Annotated in this window: 15 protein-coding genes; 5 read left to right on the top strand and 10 right to left on the bottom strand. The window is 68.4% G+C overall.

Going from position 1 to position 17,130, the window contains the following annotated elements; genetic code table 11:
- Positions 1-1,503, top strand: a complete 1,503-nt coding sequence (gene trpE / locus NED98_RS03540) for an anthranilate synthase component I (RefSeq protein ID WP_265311969.1) — start codon at positions 1-3, stop codon at positions 1,501-1,503.
- 166 nt (positions 1,504-1,669) lie between these two features.
- Here the strand turns inward: trpE and NED98_RS03535 are convergent, their stop codons facing one another.
- The 3 genes from NED98_RS03535 to NED98_RS03525 are packed head-to-tail and all read right to left on the bottom strand — an operon-like array spanning position 1,670 to position 4,292.
- Complete coding sequence (locus NED98_RS03535) at positions 1,670-2,323, bottom strand: DUF4893 domain-containing protein (RefSeq protein ID WP_265311968.1); 654 nt, start codon at positions 2,321-2,323, stop codon at positions 1,670-1,672.
- A gap of 40 nt (positions 2,324-2,363) precedes the next feature.
- Positions 2,364-3,149 (bottom strand): 3-hydroxybutyrate dehydrogenase, encoded by a 786-nt coding sequence (locus NED98_RS03530; protein ID WP_265269184.1) that lies wholly within the window; start codon positions 3,147-3,149, stop codon positions 2,364-2,366.
- A 9-nt stretch (positions 3,150-3,158) separates the two neighbouring features.
- Positions 3,159-4,292 carry a patatin-like phospholipase family protein gene (locus tag NED98_RS03525; RefSeq protein ID WP_265311967.1) on the bottom strand — a complete coding sequence of 378 codons (1,134 nt, stop codon included), beginning with the start codon at positions 4,290-4,292 and terminating at the stop codon, positions 3,159-3,161.
- A 111-nt stretch (positions 4,293-4,403) separates the two neighbouring features.
- Between NED98_RS03525 and ypfJ the strand changes: the two genes are divergently transcribed.
- Positions 4,404-5,327 carry a KPN_02809 family neutral zinc metallopeptidase gene (gene ypfJ, locus NED98_RS03520; protein ID WP_179511467.1) on the top strand — a complete coding sequence of 308 codons (924 nt, stop codon included), beginning with the start codon at positions 4,404-4,406 and terminating at the stop codon, positions 5,325-5,327.
- Positions 5,328-5,719: 392 nt separating this feature from the next.
- Here the strand turns inward: ypfJ and NED98_RS03515 are convergent, their stop codons facing one another.
- The 5 genes from NED98_RS03515 to NED98_RS03495 form a co-directional block, all read right to left on the bottom strand.
- Positions 5,720-6,568 carry a class I SAM-dependent methyltransferase gene (locus tag NED98_RS03515; RefSeq protein ID WP_265311966.1) on the bottom strand — a complete coding sequence of 283 codons (849 nt, stop codon included), beginning with the start codon at positions 6,566-6,568 and terminating at the stop codon, positions 5,720-5,722.
- Between the two features lie 149 nt (positions 6,569-6,717).
- A complete protein-coding gene (recA, locus tag NED98_RS03510; RefSeq protein WP_179511465.1) occupies positions 6,718-7,791 on the bottom strand; it encodes a recombinase RecA in 1,074 nt (357 codons plus the stop codon).
- 117 nt (positions 7,792-7,908) lie between these two features.
- On the bottom strand, positions 7,909-8,736 hold the full coding sequence (locus NED98_RS03505; protein ID WP_265311965.1) for a 4-(cytidine 5'-diphospho)-2-C-methyl-D-erythritol kinase: 828 nt from the start codon (positions 8,734-8,736) through the stop codon (positions 7,909-7,911).
- Positions 8,733-10,316, bottom strand: coding sequence for a tetratricopeptide repeat protein (locus NED98_RS03500; protein ID WP_265311964.1), 1,584 nt, complete (start codon positions 10,314-10,316; stop codon positions 8,733-8,735). The genes NED98_RS03505 and NED98_RS03500 overlap by 4 nt, the downstream gene beginning before the upstream one ends.
- Positions 10,317-10,468: 152 nt before the next feature.
- Positions 10,469-12,130 carry an electron transfer flavoprotein-ubiquinone oxidoreductase gene (locus NED98_RS03495; RefSeq protein WP_179511463.1) on the bottom strand — a complete coding sequence of 554 codons (1,662 nt, stop codon included), beginning with the start codon at positions 12,128-12,130 and terminating at the stop codon, positions 10,469-10,471.
- Positions 12,131-12,252: 122 nt separating this feature from the next.
- Here NED98_RS03495 and NED98_RS03490 point away from each other — a divergent pair, with 122 nt between their 5' ends.
- The 3 genes from NED98_RS03490 (at position 12,253) to moaB (ending at position 15,493) form a co-directional block, all read left to right on the top strand.
- Positions 12,253-13,023, top strand: a complete 771-nt coding sequence (locus tag NED98_RS03490) for a uracil-DNA glycosylase family protein (RefSeq protein ID WP_265311963.1) — start codon at positions 12,253-12,255, stop codon at positions 13,021-13,023.
- A complete protein-coding gene (locus tag NED98_RS03485) occupies positions 13,020-14,858 on the top strand; it encodes a lytic transglycosylase domain-containing protein (RefSeq protein WP_432423286.1) in 1,839 nt (612 codons plus the stop codon). The genes NED98_RS03490 and NED98_RS03485 overlap by 4 nt, the downstream gene beginning before the upstream one ends.
- 110 nt (positions 14,859-14,968) lie before the next feature.
- Positions 14,969-15,493 carry a molybdenum cofactor biosynthesis protein B gene (gene moaB / locus NED98_RS03480; protein WP_179511461.1) on the top strand — a complete coding sequence of 175 codons (525 nt, stop codon included), beginning with the start codon at positions 14,969-14,971 and terminating at the stop codon, positions 15,491-15,493.
- A 33-nt stretch (positions 15,494-15,526) separates the two neighbouring features.
- Here the strand turns inward: moaB and NED98_RS03475 are convergent, their stop codons facing one another.
- A complete protein-coding gene (locus NED98_RS03475) occupies positions 15,527-16,435 on the bottom strand; it encodes a hypothetical protein (RefSeq protein ID WP_265311962.1) in 909 nt (302 codons plus the stop codon).
- Positions 16,432-17,094 (bottom strand): hypothetical protein, encoded by a 663-nt coding sequence (locus NED98_RS03470; protein ID WP_265311961.1) that lies wholly within the window; start codon positions 17,092-17,094, stop codon positions 16,432-16,434. The genes NED98_RS03475 and NED98_RS03470 overlap by 4 nt, the downstream gene beginning before the upstream one ends.
- Positions 17,095-17,130: the final 36 nt, after the last annotated feature.

Genomic DNA, 17,130 nt, shown 5'->3' with positions numbered 1-17,130 from the left:
GTGGCGCCCAGCAACCCCGCCGTCGCCACGCTCGCCGCGGGGAAGCCCGCGCTCGTCTGGCGCCGGCGGATCGCCGATACCGAGACCCCGGTCGCCGCCGCGCTCAAGCTGATCGAGCCGGGACGCGGCGATTTCCTGCTCGAATCGGTCGAGGGCGGATCGGTGCGCGGGCGCCACAGCCTGATCGGGCTCGCCCCAGATCTGGTGTTCCGCGCTCAGGGAAACGACGCGGCGATCAACCCGCGCTGGCTGACCGATCGCGACGCCTTCGTCCCCTGCCCCGAGCCGACGCTCGCCGCGCTGCGCAAGCTGGTCGCCGAATGCCACGCCGAGGTGCCGGCGGCATTGCCCGCGGCGCTCGCCTGTCTCGTCGGCTATTTCGGCTATGAGACGATGGCGCTCGCGGAAAATCTCGCGATTCCCGCCGCCGACCCGCTCGGCTTGCCCGACATGATGTTCGTGCGGCCGACGGTGATCCTGGTGTTCGACCGGCTCGCCGATGCCTTGTTCCTCGTCGCCCCGGCATGGCCCGATGCGACGCGCGATGCCACGGCGATCGTTGCCGAGGCCGACGAACGGCTCGATGCGGTCGAGGCCCGCCTCGCTTCCGCCGCGCTGCCGCCGCGCGTCACCGGCGATCCCGCCGAGATCGCGCTCAACCCGGTGCTGCCGGCGGGTCGCTACGGCGAGATGGTCGCGCGGGCGAAGGATTATATCACTGCGGGCGACATCTTTCAGGTGGTGCTCGCGCAGCGCTTCACCGCGCCGTTCGCGCTGCCGCCGTTCGAGCTCTATCGCGCGCTCAGGCGGATCAACCCCTCGCCCTTCCTCTATCACCTCGATCTGCCGGGGTTCGCGCTGATCGGCTCAAGCCCCGAGATCCTCGTCCGCGCGCGCGACGGCGAGGTGACGATCCGCCCGATCGCGGGCACCCGTCCGCGCGGCCGCACCGCGAGCGAGGACGAGACGAACCGCGCCAGCCTGCTCGCCGACCCCAAGGAGCGCGCCGAGCATCTGATGCTGCTCGATCTCGGCCGCAACGACGTCGGCCGCGTCGCCGCCGCCGGCAGCGTGACGGTGACTGACAGCTATATGGTCGAATTCTACAGCCATGTGATGCACATCGTGTCGAACGTCGTCGGCCGGCTCGATCCGGCGCATGACGCGATCGACGCGTTGCTCGCGGGCTTCCCGGCGGGGACGGTGAGCGGCGCGCCCAAGGTCCGCGCGTGCCAGATCATCGCCGAGCTCGAGCCCGAGCGCCGCGGCGCCTATGCCGGCGGCGTCGGCTATTTCTCCCCCGACGGCTCGATGGATTCGTGCATCGTGCTGCGCACCGCGGTGGTGAAGGACGGGACGATCCATATGCAGGCAGGCGCCGGGATCGTCGCCGATTCGGACCCGGTCTATGAGCAGCGCGAATGCGAGGCCAAGGCGAGCGCGCTGATCGCCGCCGCGCGCGAGGCAATCGCGCAGGCCAGCGCGGCGGGCTTCGGGCAGTAGCCCGGCTTTACTTTGCTCCCCACCCGCTTGCTTCTCCCCTCCCTTGAACAAGGTAGGGGTCGGGGGTGGGTTGGCTCGAGGGGCACCGGATCGCGCGCCTCATACCTACCCACCCCCAGCCCCTCCCTTCACCAGGGAGGGGTGGAAGAAGGCGGCAAGGCCAGGCTCACCCGCCCGGCGTGATCTCGATCAGTTCCGCCTTTGCGTCGAAATGCGGGGCCGGGATCAGCAGCCGCCAGCGCTTCTCGCCGACGCGATCGACATAAGCGATGATGTTGCGCTGATCGTCGACGCCATAGGTAAGCGGCAGCCGCTCATCGCCCAGCTCGAGCGTGCCGAGGAAGACCCCCCGCCCCGGCGGCCCCGGAAACAGCCGGCCGATCGGGCGTTGCGTCCCGTCGTCGATCGCGAACCAGGTTTCGCCGCTGTCCTGCCCGACGCTGCATTTGGCGGGCGGCAGGGCGACATAATCGCGGTTCACTTGATGCGCCGCACCGAGCTTGACGATCCGGCAGCGATATGTGCCGACCGGCGGCAAGGGATTGTCGAGCGACCGATCGGGATCGAACAGATCGGCATCGGCGGCGATCTCGCTCGCCCCGCCGCCGGCCTTGGCCTCGTCGAGCGCCGCGAGCCACGACACCCGCCAGTTGCGCAGCCGCTCGCGATCGGCGGCGGTGGCGGCGCGGCGCCACGCCACTTCGGCCGTGCGGCATTCGGGGGTGGCGTTGAGATTCTTCGCGCCGTCCTCGACCGGCACGACCTCCGCCGCCCCGGCCTGACACGCCACCAGTGCGGCAAGCGCGATCAATATCGCCATTCGGCCCCTCTTAAGTTCAGGCGCACATCCACCCGCATGCTTACGCCGCGGTCCAGCCGCCGTCGACCGACAGATTCGCGCCGGTGATCTGCGACGCCTCGTCGCGGCACAGGAACACCGCCAGCGCCGCGACCTGCTCGGGGGTGACGAACTGCTTGGTCGGCTGGGCATCGAGCAGCACGTCGTTGACCACCTGCTCGCGCGTCATATTGCGCGCCTTCATCGTATCGGGGATCTGGTTTTCGACCAGCGGGGTCCAGACATAGCCCGGCGAGATGCAATTGACCGTGATCCCGGCGGTCGCGGTTTCCAGCGCCACCGTCTTGGTCAGCCCGGCGATGCCATGCTTGGCCGCGACATAGGCCGATTTGTTGGGGCTGGCGACGAGGCTATGCGCCGAGGCGGTGGAGATGATCCGGCCCCATTTCTTCTCGCGCATATAGGGCACCGCGGCGTGCATCATGTGGAACGCGCTGGTCAGGTTGATCGCGATGATCGCGTCCCATTTCTCGGTCGGGAACTGATCGACCGGCGCAACATATTGGATGCCGGCATTGTTGACGATGATATCCGGCCCGCCGAGCGTATCGTGTGCGCGGACGATCATCGCCGCGATCTGATCGGGCTTGGTCATGTCCGCCGCGTCGTACAGCGCCTGCGCACCGCTCAGCGCAGCGAGCCCGGCACGCTCCTGCTCGATCGCCGCCGCATCGCCGAAGCCGTTGATCACCACCGCGGCGCCCTCGGCGGCGAACGCCTTGGCAATCGACAGGCCGATGCCCGAGGTCGATCCGGTGATGACCGCGCTCTTGCCCTTCAGAAACATCATTTGCTCCTATCGCGTCATGTCGAAGGCCGCGGTGCGGCCGGTGAGGATGTTTTCGGCGACCAGCTCGGCATTGGCCATCGTCGCCTCCACCGCCGCCTGGCCGGCGGCCCAATGTTCGCGCATCGTGCGGGTCGAAAATTCGAAATCGCGCGCGCCGCCCTCCCAGGCATTGGCGCGATAGATCAGGTGGACGAGGCTGACCGGCTGTTCCGTCGCGACCTTCGTCAGCGCCTTGACCTCCGCGTCGTCGTGCAGGTCCGCGGGGAGCTTGGCGAGCACCTTGCGCACCAGCTCGCGTTCCTTGCGCTGACGCAGCAGCTGATCGGTGATCTGGCGGGTGCGGCTGGAGAAAGTGATCTCCTTGGCGCGCGCGAGCACGTCCATGATCGTGCGCGGGCGCTTGTCCGCGGCGGAGAACAGATCGACCTGGAAGACGATCATCGCCTCGCGCTGATTGTCGAGCACATGCTGGAGCGGAGTGTTGGAAACCAGCCCGCCGTCCCAATAGAGATTGCCGTCGATCTCGACCGGCGGCAGCCCGGGCGGCAACGCGCCCGAGGCCATGATGTGCCGCGCGTCGATCCACTCCTCCCTGGTATCGAAATAGCGGAAATTGCCGCTTTCCAGGTCGACTGCGCCGACCGACAGCCGAACCGGGCCGCGGTTGAGCAGTTCCCAGTCGACCAGTTCGTCGAGCGTCTGCTGCAACGGCCGCGAATCATAGAAGCTCAGTGCCTCGGGCGTGCCGGGCACCGCCATGAACGGGGGGATGAAGCGCGGGCCGAAGAACCCCGGCACCCCGGCCATCGCGACGAACCCGGCGGACCATTCGTGGACGAATTCGCGCACCATATCGTCGGGCAGGATCGGGAAGCTCGGCAGCCAGCTCGTCGCCTGATCCCAGAATCGCCGCAGCCGCTCCACCCGCCGCTCGGGCGGGTTGCCGGCGATGATCGCGGCATTGACCGCGCCGATCGAGATCCCCGCCACCCAATCGGGCTCGATCGCCGCGGCGGACAGCGCCTCGATCACTCCTGCCTGATAGCTGCCGAGCGCGCCGCCGCCCTGCAGCACCAGCGCCACCGTATCGGGCAGGGGCAGCGCCTTGGCGCGGCGGCGGCGTGGTTCGACATCGGCCATCGCCCGCGTTCCTGCACGTCGCCGCGCGCGCGATCAAGCGCGCCCCTTGCAACCGTGGGTTCAATTCGCGCATTTGGGCGACGGACCTTCAACCGAACGGGGGGCAGCGCGATGCGGCTCGACGATTTCGATCCGAACATCAATGTCGAAGATCAGCGCGGCGAGAATTTCGGCGGCAGCAATTTCGGCGGCGGCGGTGGCGGGATGCTGCTCGGGCTGTTGCCGCTGATCGGCAGCCGCTTCGGCTGCGGTGGGATCGTCGTGGTGCTCCTGCTGCTCGCGGTGTTCGGCGGGCTCGGCAATCTCGGCGGGATGCTCGGCGGCGGGACGAGCACCGGCGGGGCGCCGCAGGTGCAGACCGGGCGCCACAGCGCGGGCGGCGGCGCGACCGCGGCCTGCTCGGTCGATGCGTCGAGTCGCTCGGCGTGCAACGCGTTCAGCTCGGCGGACAAGACCTGGTCGGCGATCTTCGCGCAATCGGGGCAGCGCTTCGCCCAGCCCAAGCTCGTCTTCTATTCGGGGCTCGGGCAATCGGGGTGCGGCGCGGCGCAATCGGCGATGGGCCCGTTCTATTGCCCGACCGATCAGGGCATCTATCTCGACACCAGCTTCTTCCGGGAACTCCAGGACCGTTTCCACGCCGCCGGCGATTTCGCGCAGGATTATGTGATCGCGCACGAATTCGGCCATCATATCCAGAATCTGCTCGGCACCTCCGATCAGGTCCGCCGCCAGCAGGCGCGCGCGAGCGAAGCCGAGGGCAACCATCTTTCGGTGCGGCTGGAATTGCAGGCCGATTGCTTTGCCGGGGTGTGGGCGGCGCAGAACCGCAACCGGCTCGATCCGGGCGACGTCGAGGAAGGCATGACCGCCGCGCAGGCGATCGGTGACGATACGCTGCAAAAGGAAGCGCAGGGCCGCGTCGTTCCCGACAGCTTCACCCACGGCACCTCGGCGCAGCGCCAGGCGTGGCTCAAACGCGGGCTCGACAGCGGCGATCCGGCGCAATGCGACACGTTTTCGGGGGCGATCTGAGGGGGCGGGATAGGGCTCCTTCCTCTAACATCACCGCGTAACCTACGGTAATTCAGTCATACTTCAGCCTCCCTTGTGCTCCCGCGAAGGCGGGAGCCCAGGCCGTGTCGCCGCCTTGGTCCCATCAAAGTCTTACTTTGATGGATGCCCTTCGCGGGGACACAGGGGAGTTCAACACAAGGAGGTCGAACGCCGCCTACCCCCTTCGTCATCCCGGCCTTGAGCCGGGATCCACCGGGAGGCAGGCGCAGGGCAAGAGGGGCCTGCTGTAAAGCTCGCGGCACGATGGACCCCGGCTCAAGGCGGGGGTGACGCCGGTTGTGGAAAATGCCCGGTATCCAGACACGCAGAAGCGACGCTCGCTCAAATCCAGCAGAGACTGCCCGGCCCGCTCACCCCTCCACCCGTGCGGTCCAGATCCACGCCGCTGCGGGGAAGGTCACCGCCCCGTTGCGTTCGCGCTCGGCGAGAAACGCGCGCAGCCGTTCGCGCACCGGCGCGCGCTGCGCCGGCTCGATCGCGGCAAGCAATCGCGCGGCCGGGCCGATGCGCTGGAAGAAATGGAGCGCCCGCTCGACCGCGTCCACACCCTCCCCCGCGCGATAGGCATAGTCGGCGAGTTGCGGGGCCGGCGCGGAAAATCCTGCTTGTTCGAGTAGCCCGCGGACAAAGTGCGGATCGGAAAAGGCGAACGGTCCCGGGATATAGGCGCCGTCCGGCGACGGTGCAGGCGCCGCCGCGCCGGCGGCGACCGCAATCTCCTCCGCCCAAGGGTTGCGCGCGATCGCGGCGAAGCACGAGAAGACCAGCGCACCGCCCGGCCGGATCGCGCTGCCGATCGCGCGGAACGCCGCTGCGGGATCGTCGAAGAACATCACCCCGTGCCGCGAGAAAGCGAGGTCGAAACGGTCCGCGCCGTGCGTTGCCTCGGCGAAATCGACCACGTTGGCCGAACGATAATCGAGATTGGCGATGCCCCTGGCACGCTCCCGCGCGACCGCGACGAGCTGCTCGGAGAGATCGACCCCGACGATCGACAGCCCCGGTCGCGCCGCAGCAAGCGCCAGTGACGTCACCCCCGCCCCGCATCCGATATCGAGCGCGCGTCCGCTCGACGGTGCCGCGGCGGCGATCGCTGCGTCAAGCGGCGCGGCGAGCCCGGCGAAGCTCATGTCGGTCAGCCGCCATTCCTCGGCCCAGGTATTGCCGACCCTGCCCTGCCATTCCTGCGCATTGGTCATCGACCATCCCCTCCCCAGCGCTTGACGATCGACGATACACGGTGCGCCGAAACACGAAAGGCCCGCTCCGTCAGTGGAGCGGGCCTTCCCGGTTGTTGCGACGGCTTGCGACGCCGCTCAGCTAAATTCCTCGAACAGATCGGTGCCGATCAGACGTCATCCTGATCCGACTGGCCGACCATCAATTCCTCGCTCAGCCCCTCGGTGCGTGAGCGGATCGCGCGCTCGAGCCGTTCGGCCATTTCGGGATTGTCGCGCAGGAACTGCTTGGCGTTCTCGCGTCCCTGCCCGATCCGCACGCTGTCGTAGCTGAACCACGAGCCCGATTTCTCGACCAGTCCGGCCTTGACGCCGAGATCGAGCACTTCGCCCATCTTCGACACGCCTTCGCCGAACATGATGTCGAACTCGACCTGCTTGAACGGCGGGGCGACCTTGTTCTTCACCACCTTGACGCGGACGGTGTTGCCGATCGCCTCGTCGCGATCCTTGACCGAGCCGGTGCGCCGGATGTCGAGCCGGACCGAGGCGTAGAATTTGAGCGCATTGCCGCCGGTCGTCGTTTCGGGTGAGCCGTACATCACCCCGATCTTCATGCGGATCTGGTTGATGAAGATGACGAGACAGCGCGAGCGGCTGATCGTACCGGTCAGCTTGCGCAGCGCCTGGCTCATCAGCCGCGCCTGCAGGCCGACATGGCTGTCGCCCATCTCGCCCTCGATTTCGGCGCGCGGCACCAGCGCGGCGACCGAGTCGACGATCAGCACGTCGATCGCATTCGAGCGTACCAGCGTATCAACGATCTCCAACGCCTGTTCGCCGGTATCGGGCTGCGACACGATCAGTTCGTCGATGTTGACGCCGAGCTTCTTGGCATAGACCGGATCGAGCGCATGTTCCGCGTCGACGAACGCCGCGGTGCCGCCAGCCTTCTGCGCCTCGGCGATCGCGTGGAGCGCCAGCGTCGTCTTGCCCGAGCTTTCCGGCCCGTAGATTTCGACGATGCGCCCGCGCGGCAGCCCGCCGACGCCGAGCGCGATATCCAGCCCGAGACTGCCGGTGGAGATCGTCTCCACCTTCAGAATCTCGCGCTGGCCGAGTTTCATCGCCGAGCCTTTGCCGAAAGCCCGGTCGATCTGCGCCAATGCGGCGTCGAGCGCCTTCTGACGGTCTGCGTTCGCGATTGCCATGCCGTTATCGATCACCTTGAGGTTGGCGGCCATTGTGGAGCCCTCGTCGCTAGACCAAGCGCGTGAACCATTCAACGCGTCGCCGTGTTAGTATCCGATTTGTTCCACATGAACAAGAGGGGAACAAAAATTTCCTTCAACCCGTGAAAATCACGCCAATTCGCTGGCCAGCCACCACCAGCCGGGGTGTTCCGCGCCGATCGCCGCCGCCGCGGAACGCGCATCGGCCGGCACGTCGAACAAGGCGAAACAGGTCGCGCCGGAGCCCGACATGCGCACCAGTCGTGCGTTCGCCAGTGCCTCCAGCGCGCCGAGCACCGTCGCGATCTCGGGCGCGGCGGCGACCGCGGGCGCGGTGAGGTCGTTGCGATCCTCCGCCGGATCGCCGGTGATCGCGCCGCGATCCACCCCGTCCCAGCCGGCGAACACCCGCGCGGTCGACACCGCGACGCGGGGGTTGACCAGCAACACCCCCCTGCCCGCCAGCCCGTCGACGACGCGCAGCTCGTCGCCGCGCCCCTCGCCGATCGCGCTTTTGCCGAGCAGGCAGGCAGGGACGTCCGCGCCGAGCCGCGCGGCGATCCCGAACAGCCGCGACTCGTCCGGCGCGACATCGTGCCACCGCGCGAGCGCGCGCAATGTCGCCGCCGCATCGGCCGAACCGCCGCCGATCCCCGAGGCGATCGGCAGGTTCTTCTCCAGCTCGATCGCGCACGGCGGCGCCACGCCGAACGCCGCCCGGAACGCATCGCGCGCGCGCGTGACGAGATTATCGCCCTCCGCCGCCAGCGTCGCGCCGAACGGCCCGGTGATCGCAAACGTATCGGCCACGGCCGGCGCCAGCCTGATCACATCGCCGTCGCGACAGAAAGCGAACAGGGTTTCGAGATCGTGATAGCCGTCCGCACGTCGCCGGCGGACGTGCAGCGCCAGATTGAGCTTGGCTGGCGCCAGCTCGACAATCGTGCCGTCGTTCACAGGCCGTCGGCGATCTTGGTCGCGAGACGATCCCGGTCCTTGGCGTCGGCCACCACCTGCGCCGCGCGCCACGCATAGCGCGCTTCGTAGCGGCGTCCGGCGGCCCAATAGGCATCGCCGAGATGCTCGCCGATCTCGGCATTGTCGGGCGAGGCCTGCGCGGCGCGTTCGAGCAGCGGCAAAGCCTTGGCGACATTGCCGGTGCGATACCACGCCCAGCCGAGCGAATCGGTGATCGCCGCATCAGTCGGGCGCAGCGCGCTGGCGCGTTCGAGCAACGCCAGCGCCTTGGGCACGTCGCCGCCGTGGGTCACATCGCCATAGCCGAGATAGTTGAGCACCGCGGGCTCGTCGGGCGCGATCGATTGCGCGCGGAGCAATGCGGTGCGCGCCGCCGGCCAGTCCCCGCCGCCGTCGAGCGACGCGGCATATTGCAGCCACGGCTCCCACCGCACCGTCGCTGTGGGGCGATCGAGCAGCCGGCGATAGACCGGCGCGGCCTCCTTCGGCCGGTTGGCGGCGAGCAACAGGTCGCCGAGCGTGGCGAGCGCGACATCGGGCGCGTCCTGCGGCTGGGCGAGCGGCGCGGCGATCGCGATCGCGTCGTCGTAGCGCTCCACCCCGGCGAGGATCGCGATCCGCGCGGCATTGGCGGTGGCGGCATAGACCCCCGCCTTGTCGACCCCGTCGAGCACCGCAAGCGCACGATCGGTGCGGTCCAGCCGCGACAGCGCGTCGGCGAGCAGCAGCCGCGCGCGATCGTTGCCCGGCTCGGCGCGCAGCGCGGCGCGCGACAGCGCGATCGACATCGGCCCCGGATCGCCCGCGGCGAGATCGTCCGCCAGCCGCACGAACAGCACCGCCGCGCCGAACGCGAGCGAGGGCTTCGCCGCCGGCAGCCGGTCGTACAAAGCGGCGAGCGGCGATGCCGGGCCGCCGAGCATCGCGCGTGCGCGCTCGTCCTGCCCTGCGCCGCGCAGCAACCGCGCCGCCGCGATGCGCAGGTCGATCGCGGCCTGGTCGTTGCCGAGCACGGCGCGCAGCGCGGCGACGCCATCGTCATATCGACCGCGCGCGATCAGCAGCAGCGCACGGCTTTCCTCATCGAGCCGCCGCGCGACCGAATCGCGCGGGCGCTGCGCGAGCACGTCGAGCGCGTCGCCGCCGCGCTCCTGCATCGCCCAGGCGCGCAGCGGCGCGGCGAGAATCACGAGTTGCCCGCCCGCGAGCCGGTCGATCGCGGCATTGGCGGCGGCGAGATCGCGTGCGCGCGCGGCCGCACCGAGCGACACCAGCGCGGCATCGGGGGGCGCGGCGCCCTGCGCGGCCAGCGTGGCGATTGCGCGATCGAGCAGCCGATCGTCCCCCACCACCAGCGCCTCACGATAGGCGTGGAGCGCCACCTCGCTATTCCCCGGGGTATCGGCCAGCGCGGCGGCATAGCGCCGCACCGCTTCCGATCCGTCGCCGTCCGCATCGTCGGCGCGCGCCGCGAGATAGGCGAGCAGCCCGCTCTCGGCCGTGCGCGACACCGCGAGCGCCGGTGTCGCGGCGGCGATGCCCATACTCAGGGCGAGCAACGCATTCCTGGCGACTGTTTGGAGGCTACGATCCACGTTATTCCTTCCACCCCGGCGAAGGCCGGGATCCAGCATCGGGCCGGTGGCAACTGGACCCCGGCCTGCGCCGGGGTGGAGCATCCCTAGCGGGAAAGGCGTCGTCCGTACGCCACTCACATGTTGGGATAATTCGGGCCACCGCCACCCTCTGGCACGACCCAGGTGATATTCTGGGTCGGGTCCTTGATGTCACACGTCTTGCAGTGGACGCAATTCTGCGCGTTGATCACGAAGCGCGGATTGCCTTCCTCCTCGCCGACGATCTCATAAACGCCCGCCGGGCAATAACGCTGCGCCGGCTCGTCGAACATCGGCAGATCGTAATCGACCGGGATCGACGGGTCCTTGAGCGTCAGATGGACCGGCTGATCTTCCTCGTGATTGGTGTTCGACAGGAACACCGAGGAGAGCCGGTCGAAGGTCAGCACGCCGTCGGGCTTGGGATAATCGATCTTCGGGACGAGATCCTTGCGCCACAAGGTCTCGTTGTCCGGGTGGTGGTGCATCGTGAACGGCACCTTGATCCCGAGATATTCGAGCCACATCGTGATGCCGGCAAGCCCCGATCCCATGAACTCGCCGAATTTCTTGACCAGCGGGACGACGTTGCGGACGATCGACAGCTCTTTCTTGACCCAGCTCTGCTCGAACGCCGCGGGATAGGCGGTCAGCTCGTCGAGCTCGCGTTGCGAGACGATCGCCTCGACCGCCGCCTCGGCCGCCATCATCCCGGATTTCATCGCGGTATGCGTGCCCTTGATCCGCGGCACGTTGAGGAAGCCGGCGCAATCGCCGATCAGCGCGCCACCGGGGAAGGTCAACTTGGGGATCGATTGCAGCCCGCCGTCGCTGATCGCGCGCGCGCCATAGCTGACGCGCTTGCCGCCCTTGAGCAGCGCGGCGACCTGCGGGTGGGTCTTCCAGCGCTGCATCTCCTGGAACGGCGAGAGATGCGGGTTGGTGTAGTTGAGCCAGGTGACGAAGCCGATGCTGAGCTGGCCGTTCGCCTGGTGATAGATCCAGCCGCCGCCGCTCGACCCGTCGGTCTCCGAAAGCGGCCAGCCCTGGGTGTGGATCACCCGCCCCGGCTCGTGCAGCGCGGGATCGATATCCCACAATTCCTTGATCCCCAGGCCATAGACCTGCGGATCGCTATCCGCATCGAGATCGAACTGACGGATCAGCTGCTTGGTCAGATGCCCGCGGCATCCTTCCGAAAAGAAGGTATATTTTGCGTGGAGCTCGAGCCCCGGCTGGTAATCGGGCTTATGCTCGCCGTCGCGCGCGACCCCCATGTCGCCGGTCGCGACGCCCTTCACCCGGCCCTGTTCGTCATAGAGGATCTCCGCCGCGGCGAAGCCGGGGAAGATCTCCACGCCCAGCTCGCCCGCCTTCTCGGCCAGCCAGCGGCACAGATTGCCGAGCGACCCGGTGTAGGTGCCCTTGTTGTGCATGAACGGCGGGGTAAGGAAATGCGGCATGTCGAACTTGCGGCCGCGCGTCAGGATCCAGTGCAGATTCTCGCGCACCGGCACCTCGGCCAGCGGGCAGCCGTCGTCGCGCCACGTCGGGAGCAATTCGTCGAGGCTGCGCGGATCGATCACCGCACCCGACAGGATATGTGCGCCGACTTCCGAGCCCTTTTCCAGCACGCAGACCGAAATCTCCGCCTCTTTCTCGGCGGCGAGTTGCTTCAGCCGGATCGCCGCGCTGAGCCCCGCGGGGCCTGCACCGACGATCACCACGTCATAAGGCATCGATTCGCGTTCGCTCATCATATTCTCCCGTGCCCCCGACACTCCCGTGTTCCCATCCGGGCGCGATCCGACAACGACTTGTCCCCGAACGGCTCTCACGGCAATTGACCCGCGCGTCAACGCCAATCCTAATAGACGCGATGGGGGCTGAGCAGATTTTCGACTGGAACAAGGCAGCGGCGAGCACGCTGGAATGGTGGCAGGCCGCCGGGGTCGACATGCTCGCGAGCGACGAGCCGTTCGACTGGCTGGCCGCGCCCGAGCCCGAAGCGGAACCGCGCGTCGCGGAGCAGCGCATGCCCGAGCGGCGCGGCGAGGCACCCGCTGCGCCCGCCGTCGCCGTCGCACGCGCGCCGCTCGTCCTCCCGCCGACACTGGAGGGGTTCCTCGCGTGGCGGCTCGGATCGGATGCGCCCGAAGCGGCGTGGGGCGGCGCGCTCGTTCCGGCGAGCGGCCCCGCGGTCGCCGATGTGATGATCCTGGTCGATTGCCCCGAACGCGACGACCGCGACGCTCTGCTCTCGGGCGAGCTGGCGCGATTGTTCGATCGGATGCTCGCGGCGATCGGATTGACCCGCGCCGAGGTGCATCTCGCGGCGGTCGCCGCGGCACGACCGATCGCCGGCCGCGTGCCGCGCGAAGCCGAGGCGGCATTGTTCGAAATCACCCGCCATCATGTCGCGCTGGTCGCCCCGAAAAGGCTGCTCGCGCTAGGAAATGCGGCGAGTCGTGCGTTGCTGGCGGCGGATGTCGCGGAAACCCGTGGGCGTTTGCACCTTGTTGAACATAAAGGTGGAAGAAGGACCGAGGTGGTGGCCAGCCATCACCCGCGTCTGTTGCGGGAACGCCCGGCCGCGAAGGCCGATGCGTGGAGGGACCTACAGTTGCTGATCGGGGGGTTGCAGGCGTGATTGCGAAATTCGTCGCAGCGGCGGGCTTTGCCGCGCTGGCGACGGGGATTGCCACGGCCGATCCCCTGCCGTCCGCTGCGGCTTCCGCTTCTGCTACCGCCACCCTTTCCGCCGCGCGATCGGCGATCCCGGCGCAACTCACCCCCGAACAGCGCAGCGGCTATCGTGCGGTGTTCGCCGCGATCCGCGAGCAACGCTGGCAGGATGCGCAGCTCGGGCTCGCCGCAATGGCGCCGGGGCCGCTCCACAGCTATGCGCTGGCCGAGCTTTACACCGCCAAGGGGTCGCCGCGCGTCGAGCTCGACGCGCTGGTCAAATTGCTCACCGAGGCGCCCGAATTGCCGCAGGCCGAGGCGCTCACCCGGCTCGCCCGCGCGCGTGGCGCGACCGATCTGCCTCCGCTTCCCGGTGCACAGCGGCTGATCTGGCAGGACGGCGCCCCCAACCGCATCCGCGCCAAGGCGACGCGCAGCGACCAGATCGCCGCGACGCTCGCGGCGCAGATGCAGCCTTATGTGAAGGCCGATATGGGGCGCGAGGCCGAGGCGCTGCTCGATTCGACCAGCGGTCTCTCGCCCGAGGCGCAGACCGAATGGACCGCGCGCGTCGCGTGGATCTATTTCCTCCAGGGGCTCGACGCCGATGCCCGGCGGCTCGGCGATCGCGGCGCGACCGGCTATGGCGACTGGGCGGTGCAGGCGCGCTGGACCTCCGCGCTCTCGGCGTGGCGCACCGGCGATTGCGCGGCAGCGGCGAACGGCTTCGAGGGCGTCTCGACCCGCGCCGGCGACATCGATCTGCGCGCGGCGGGGCTGTATTGGGCGGCGCGCGCCGATATGCGCTGCGGCCGCCCCGATCGCGTCGAGCCGCGGCTGAAGAACGCGGCGCAATATCGCGAGGCTTTCTACGGGCAGCTCGCGCGGCAGGCGCTGGGGATGACGACGCGCGCCGCCCAGCCTGAGCGCGTCACCGCCGATTGGGCGCAGCTCGAACGCCGCCCGAACGTGCGCGTCGCGGCCGCTTTGGTCGAGGTCGGCGAGAATGAGGCCGCCGATCAGGTGATCCGGCAACAGGCGCGGATCGGCGCCCCCAATGAATTCGCCGCGCTGATCCGCGTGACCGAGCAGATGGACCTGCCGGCGAGCGTGGTGTGGCTGGCGCACAATTGCCCGCAGGGCGTCACCGCGACGGCCGAAGCGCGCTATCCGACCCCGAACTGGACCCCGGATACCGGCTGGCGCGTCGACAAGGCCTTGGTATGGGCGCACACGCTGCAGGAATCGGGGTTCCGCAACAAGGTGGTCAGCGCGGCCGGCGCCTATGGCCTGATGCAGATCATGCCCGCCGCGGCGACCGATTATATGCGCGAGCGCGGGATGACGGTGGACCGCACCGCGCTGACCCGGCCCTCGACCAATGTGGATATCGGCCAGCGCCACCTCGAAAAGCTCCGCGACATGGGGCTGACCCAGGGGCTGCTGCCCAAGGTGATCGCGGCCTATAACGCCGGGCCGAAGCCGGTGCAGGACTGGAACGCACTGGTCCACGACGGCGGCGATCCTTTGCTCTACATCGAGAGCATCCCTTATTGGGAAACCCGCGGCTACGTGACGATCGTGCTGCGCAACTACTGGATGTACGAGGCGCAGGCGGGTCGCGCGACCTCGGCCAGCCGCGCGGCGCTGGCGCAAGGATTGTGGCCACGCTTCCCCGGCCTTCCCGGCCCGAGCGCGGTGCGGATCAAGGCGCCCACCGCGCAAACCGCGATCGCGGTCGACGGCCGCGTCGGCGCGGCGTCAACCACGGTGAGCCCGGGCGGCCCAAGCGGGGGTTGACCTAACAACCCGTCATCCCAGCAAAAGCTGGGATCTCAAACCACCAGCGATACCCCAGCGGACACGATCCCAGCTTTCGCTGGCGTGACGGAGGTTCTAACACCGCCGTTATGCCGATCGACGAGAGCCGCCCCTTCCGCCCGGTGCGCATTGCCGTGCTCACTGTTTCCGACACTCGCAGCGCGGCGGACGACCGTTCCGGCGACACGTTGGTCGAGCGGCTGACCGCGGCGGGGCACGACCTTGCCGAACGCGCGATCCTGCGTGATGACGCCGATGTGCTCGTCGCCCAGCTCCACCGCTGGATCGACGACGAGACGGTGGATTGCATCATCACCACCGGCGGCACCGGCGTCACCGGACGCGACGTGACCCCCGAGGCGGTCGAGCGGGTCGCCGACAAGATGATCCCGGGCTTCGGCGAACTCTTCCGCTGGCTGAGCTTCCAGACGATCGGCACCTCGACGATCCAGTCGCGCGCCTGCGCCTGCGTCGCGCGTGGCACCTATATCTTCGCGCTGCCCGGCTCGACCGGCGCGGTGAAGGATGCGTGGGACGGCATCCTCCGCGATCAGCTCGACAGCCGCCACCGTCCGTGCAACTTCGTCGAGCTGATGCCGCGGCTGATCGAATAGCGGGCAGCGCCTTCCGCGCCGCCCGCTCTTCGTTCATTTCGCCACGGTCAGATCGACGATCCGATCGCGTTCGTAGCGCATCACCCCGGCGATCGCCGGCAACCGATCGATCCTCAGCCCATAATAGTTCGGCAGCTTCCCACTGGGACGAAAGTCCGCCGCGCGCACCTTGAGCGCGGCGAGCCGCGGATCGACCGGCATCGCGGCCGTCGCCGGCTCGAGCGCGAGGCCCTCGGCATCGATAGCGCTCTTTCCCTTCGGCTTCCCGGCCAGGCCGAAAGTGAGCGCCGCCTTCATCACATCGCCGGCGCTGATCCCGGGGCCGGCGTCCATGAGGACGCGCCCCATATCCACCACCTCGCCGGCACGCGCCGTGAAGCGGACGCTCCCCATGCACAGGCAGGTGCCGGTAATCGCATTGCCGGTCTCCGCAATCGCACCGTAGAGCCGATAGGTGCCAGGCTTGAGCGCGTGGAGATAGGCCGATTCCCCGCCACTTCCCTTGGCGAAGCGATTGAGCGGCCCGATCGCGACCTTCGACAGCATGTAAAATGGCGTGGCCTCGAAATTTTCCGCGGTCGGCTCGACGTCCTTGAGCGACGGGACCACGCCATAGGTGCCTACCGGCGCCGATTTGGCCTGTTTCACCTCCGCCTGATAGGCGGCGAGCTTCTTCGCATATTTCTCCCGCGCTTCGGCCAGCGCTGCGGCGCGAAACCGGTCATATGCCGCGAGGTCCGCGCCTTCCGGCTCGCGCACCAGATAGATCGGGATCGCGGCGGCGCTGCGCAGATAGACATAAGCGCGATCGCTCGCCAGCGCGACGGTCGGCTTGTCCTTCACCGGCTCGCTGGCCTGAAAATCATACGCCGGCGTCGCGGCGAACGCGGCGGGCGAGACGAACGAAAGCGCGGCGATCGCGCAGGACAGCGCGCCTCTCACAGCCCCAACTCCTTCCCGGCGGGCTTCGCGCCGGAAGCGACGAGCGCCTGTTGTTTCAAATTGCGCGCGCGCTCCTCCGCGCCGACCGCCGAGAAGCTCTCCTCGAAGTTGAACGCTTCCCACAATCCCTTCGGCAGGCCATAGCGGGCATAGCCCTTGAAGTTCATGCAGCGGCGCATGTTCACGCGCCGCACCCGGCGTATTTCCGCCGATGCGCTGATCCGGTTGAATATCGTCCCGATCACGGCGCTTCCGATAATGCCGCCCGCGACGCCGGCGGCGCTGCCCGGAACGTAAACCGTCGGGGTTCCCGCTACCACCGCGCGCAGCCCGCGCGCGAAGCCGTCGCATTCGACGATATCGGCATAAGCGGTGGCGAAATCGGTGTCGGCGCGGTGGAAATAATAATATTTGTCGAAATCATCGGCGTCCGCGGGCGTTTCGGTGAACGCCAGCGCCGGCATCGTGACCGTCTTGGCATCCTCATTCGAAATCGCCACCGGCCCGAACGGCGAGGCGCTATCGGGCAGATAGGCCTGCGTCGCCGTGCCGGCCCCGGCCGCCGCCGGCGTTTCCTGCGCCGTCGCAGCGACCGACGCGACGCATAACACGCCCGCCGCCAGCAACGCGGCGACGCGCGATCCTACTCCTGTTGTCATTCAACATTTCCCCCGGTGCGACGACGCTCCCGTGCG

Source organism: Sphingomonas lycopersici, assembly GCF_026130605.1.
Lineage (GTDB): Bacteria > Pseudomonadota > Alphaproteobacteria > Sphingomonadales > Sphingomonadaceae > Sphingomonas > Sphingomonas lycopersici.
This window is presented reverse-complemented; position numbering and strand designations above follow the sequence as displayed.

Bases quoted from the DNA above. Each gene is read 5' to 3' on its own strand.
- NED98_RS03535 (WP_265311968.1), bottom strand. From the start codon at position 2,323: ATGGCGATATTGATCGCGCTTGCCGCACTGGTGGCGTGTCAGGCCGGG.
- NED98_RS03530 (WP_265269184.1), bottom strand. From the start codon at position 3,149: ATGTTTCTGAAGGGCAAGAGCGCGGTCATCACCGGATCGACCTCGGGC.
- NED98_RS03525 (WP_265311967.1), bottom strand. From the start codon at position 4,292: ATGGCCGATGTCGAACCACGCCGCCGCCGCGCCAAGGCGCTGCCCCTG.
- ypfJ (WP_179511467.1), top strand. From the start codon at position 4,404: ATGCGGCTCGACGATTTCGATCCGAACATCAATGTCGAAGATCAGCGC.
- NED98_RS03515 (WP_265311966.1), bottom strand. From the start codon at position 6,568: ATGACCAATGCGCAGGAATGGCAGGGCAGGGTCGGCAATACCTGGGCC.
- recA (WP_179511465.1), bottom strand. From the start codon at position 7,791: ATGGCCGCCAACCTCAAGGTGATCGATAACGGCATGGCAATCGCGAAC.
- NED98_RS03495 (WP_179511463.1), bottom strand. From the start codon at position 12,130: ATGAGCGAACGCGAATCGATGCCTTATGACGTGGTGATCGTCGGTGCA.
- NED98_RS03490 (WP_265311963.1), top strand. From the start codon at position 12,253: ATGGGGGCTGAGCAGATTTTCGACTGGAACAAGGCAGCGGCGAGCACG.
- moaB (WP_179511461.1), top strand. From the start codon at position 14,969: ATGCCGATCGACGAGAGCCGCCCCTTCCGCCCGGTGCGCATTGCCGTG.
- NED98_RS03470 (WP_265311961.1), bottom strand. From the start codon at position 17,094: ATGACAACAGGAGTAGGATCGCGCGTCGCCGCGTTGCTGGCGGCGGGC.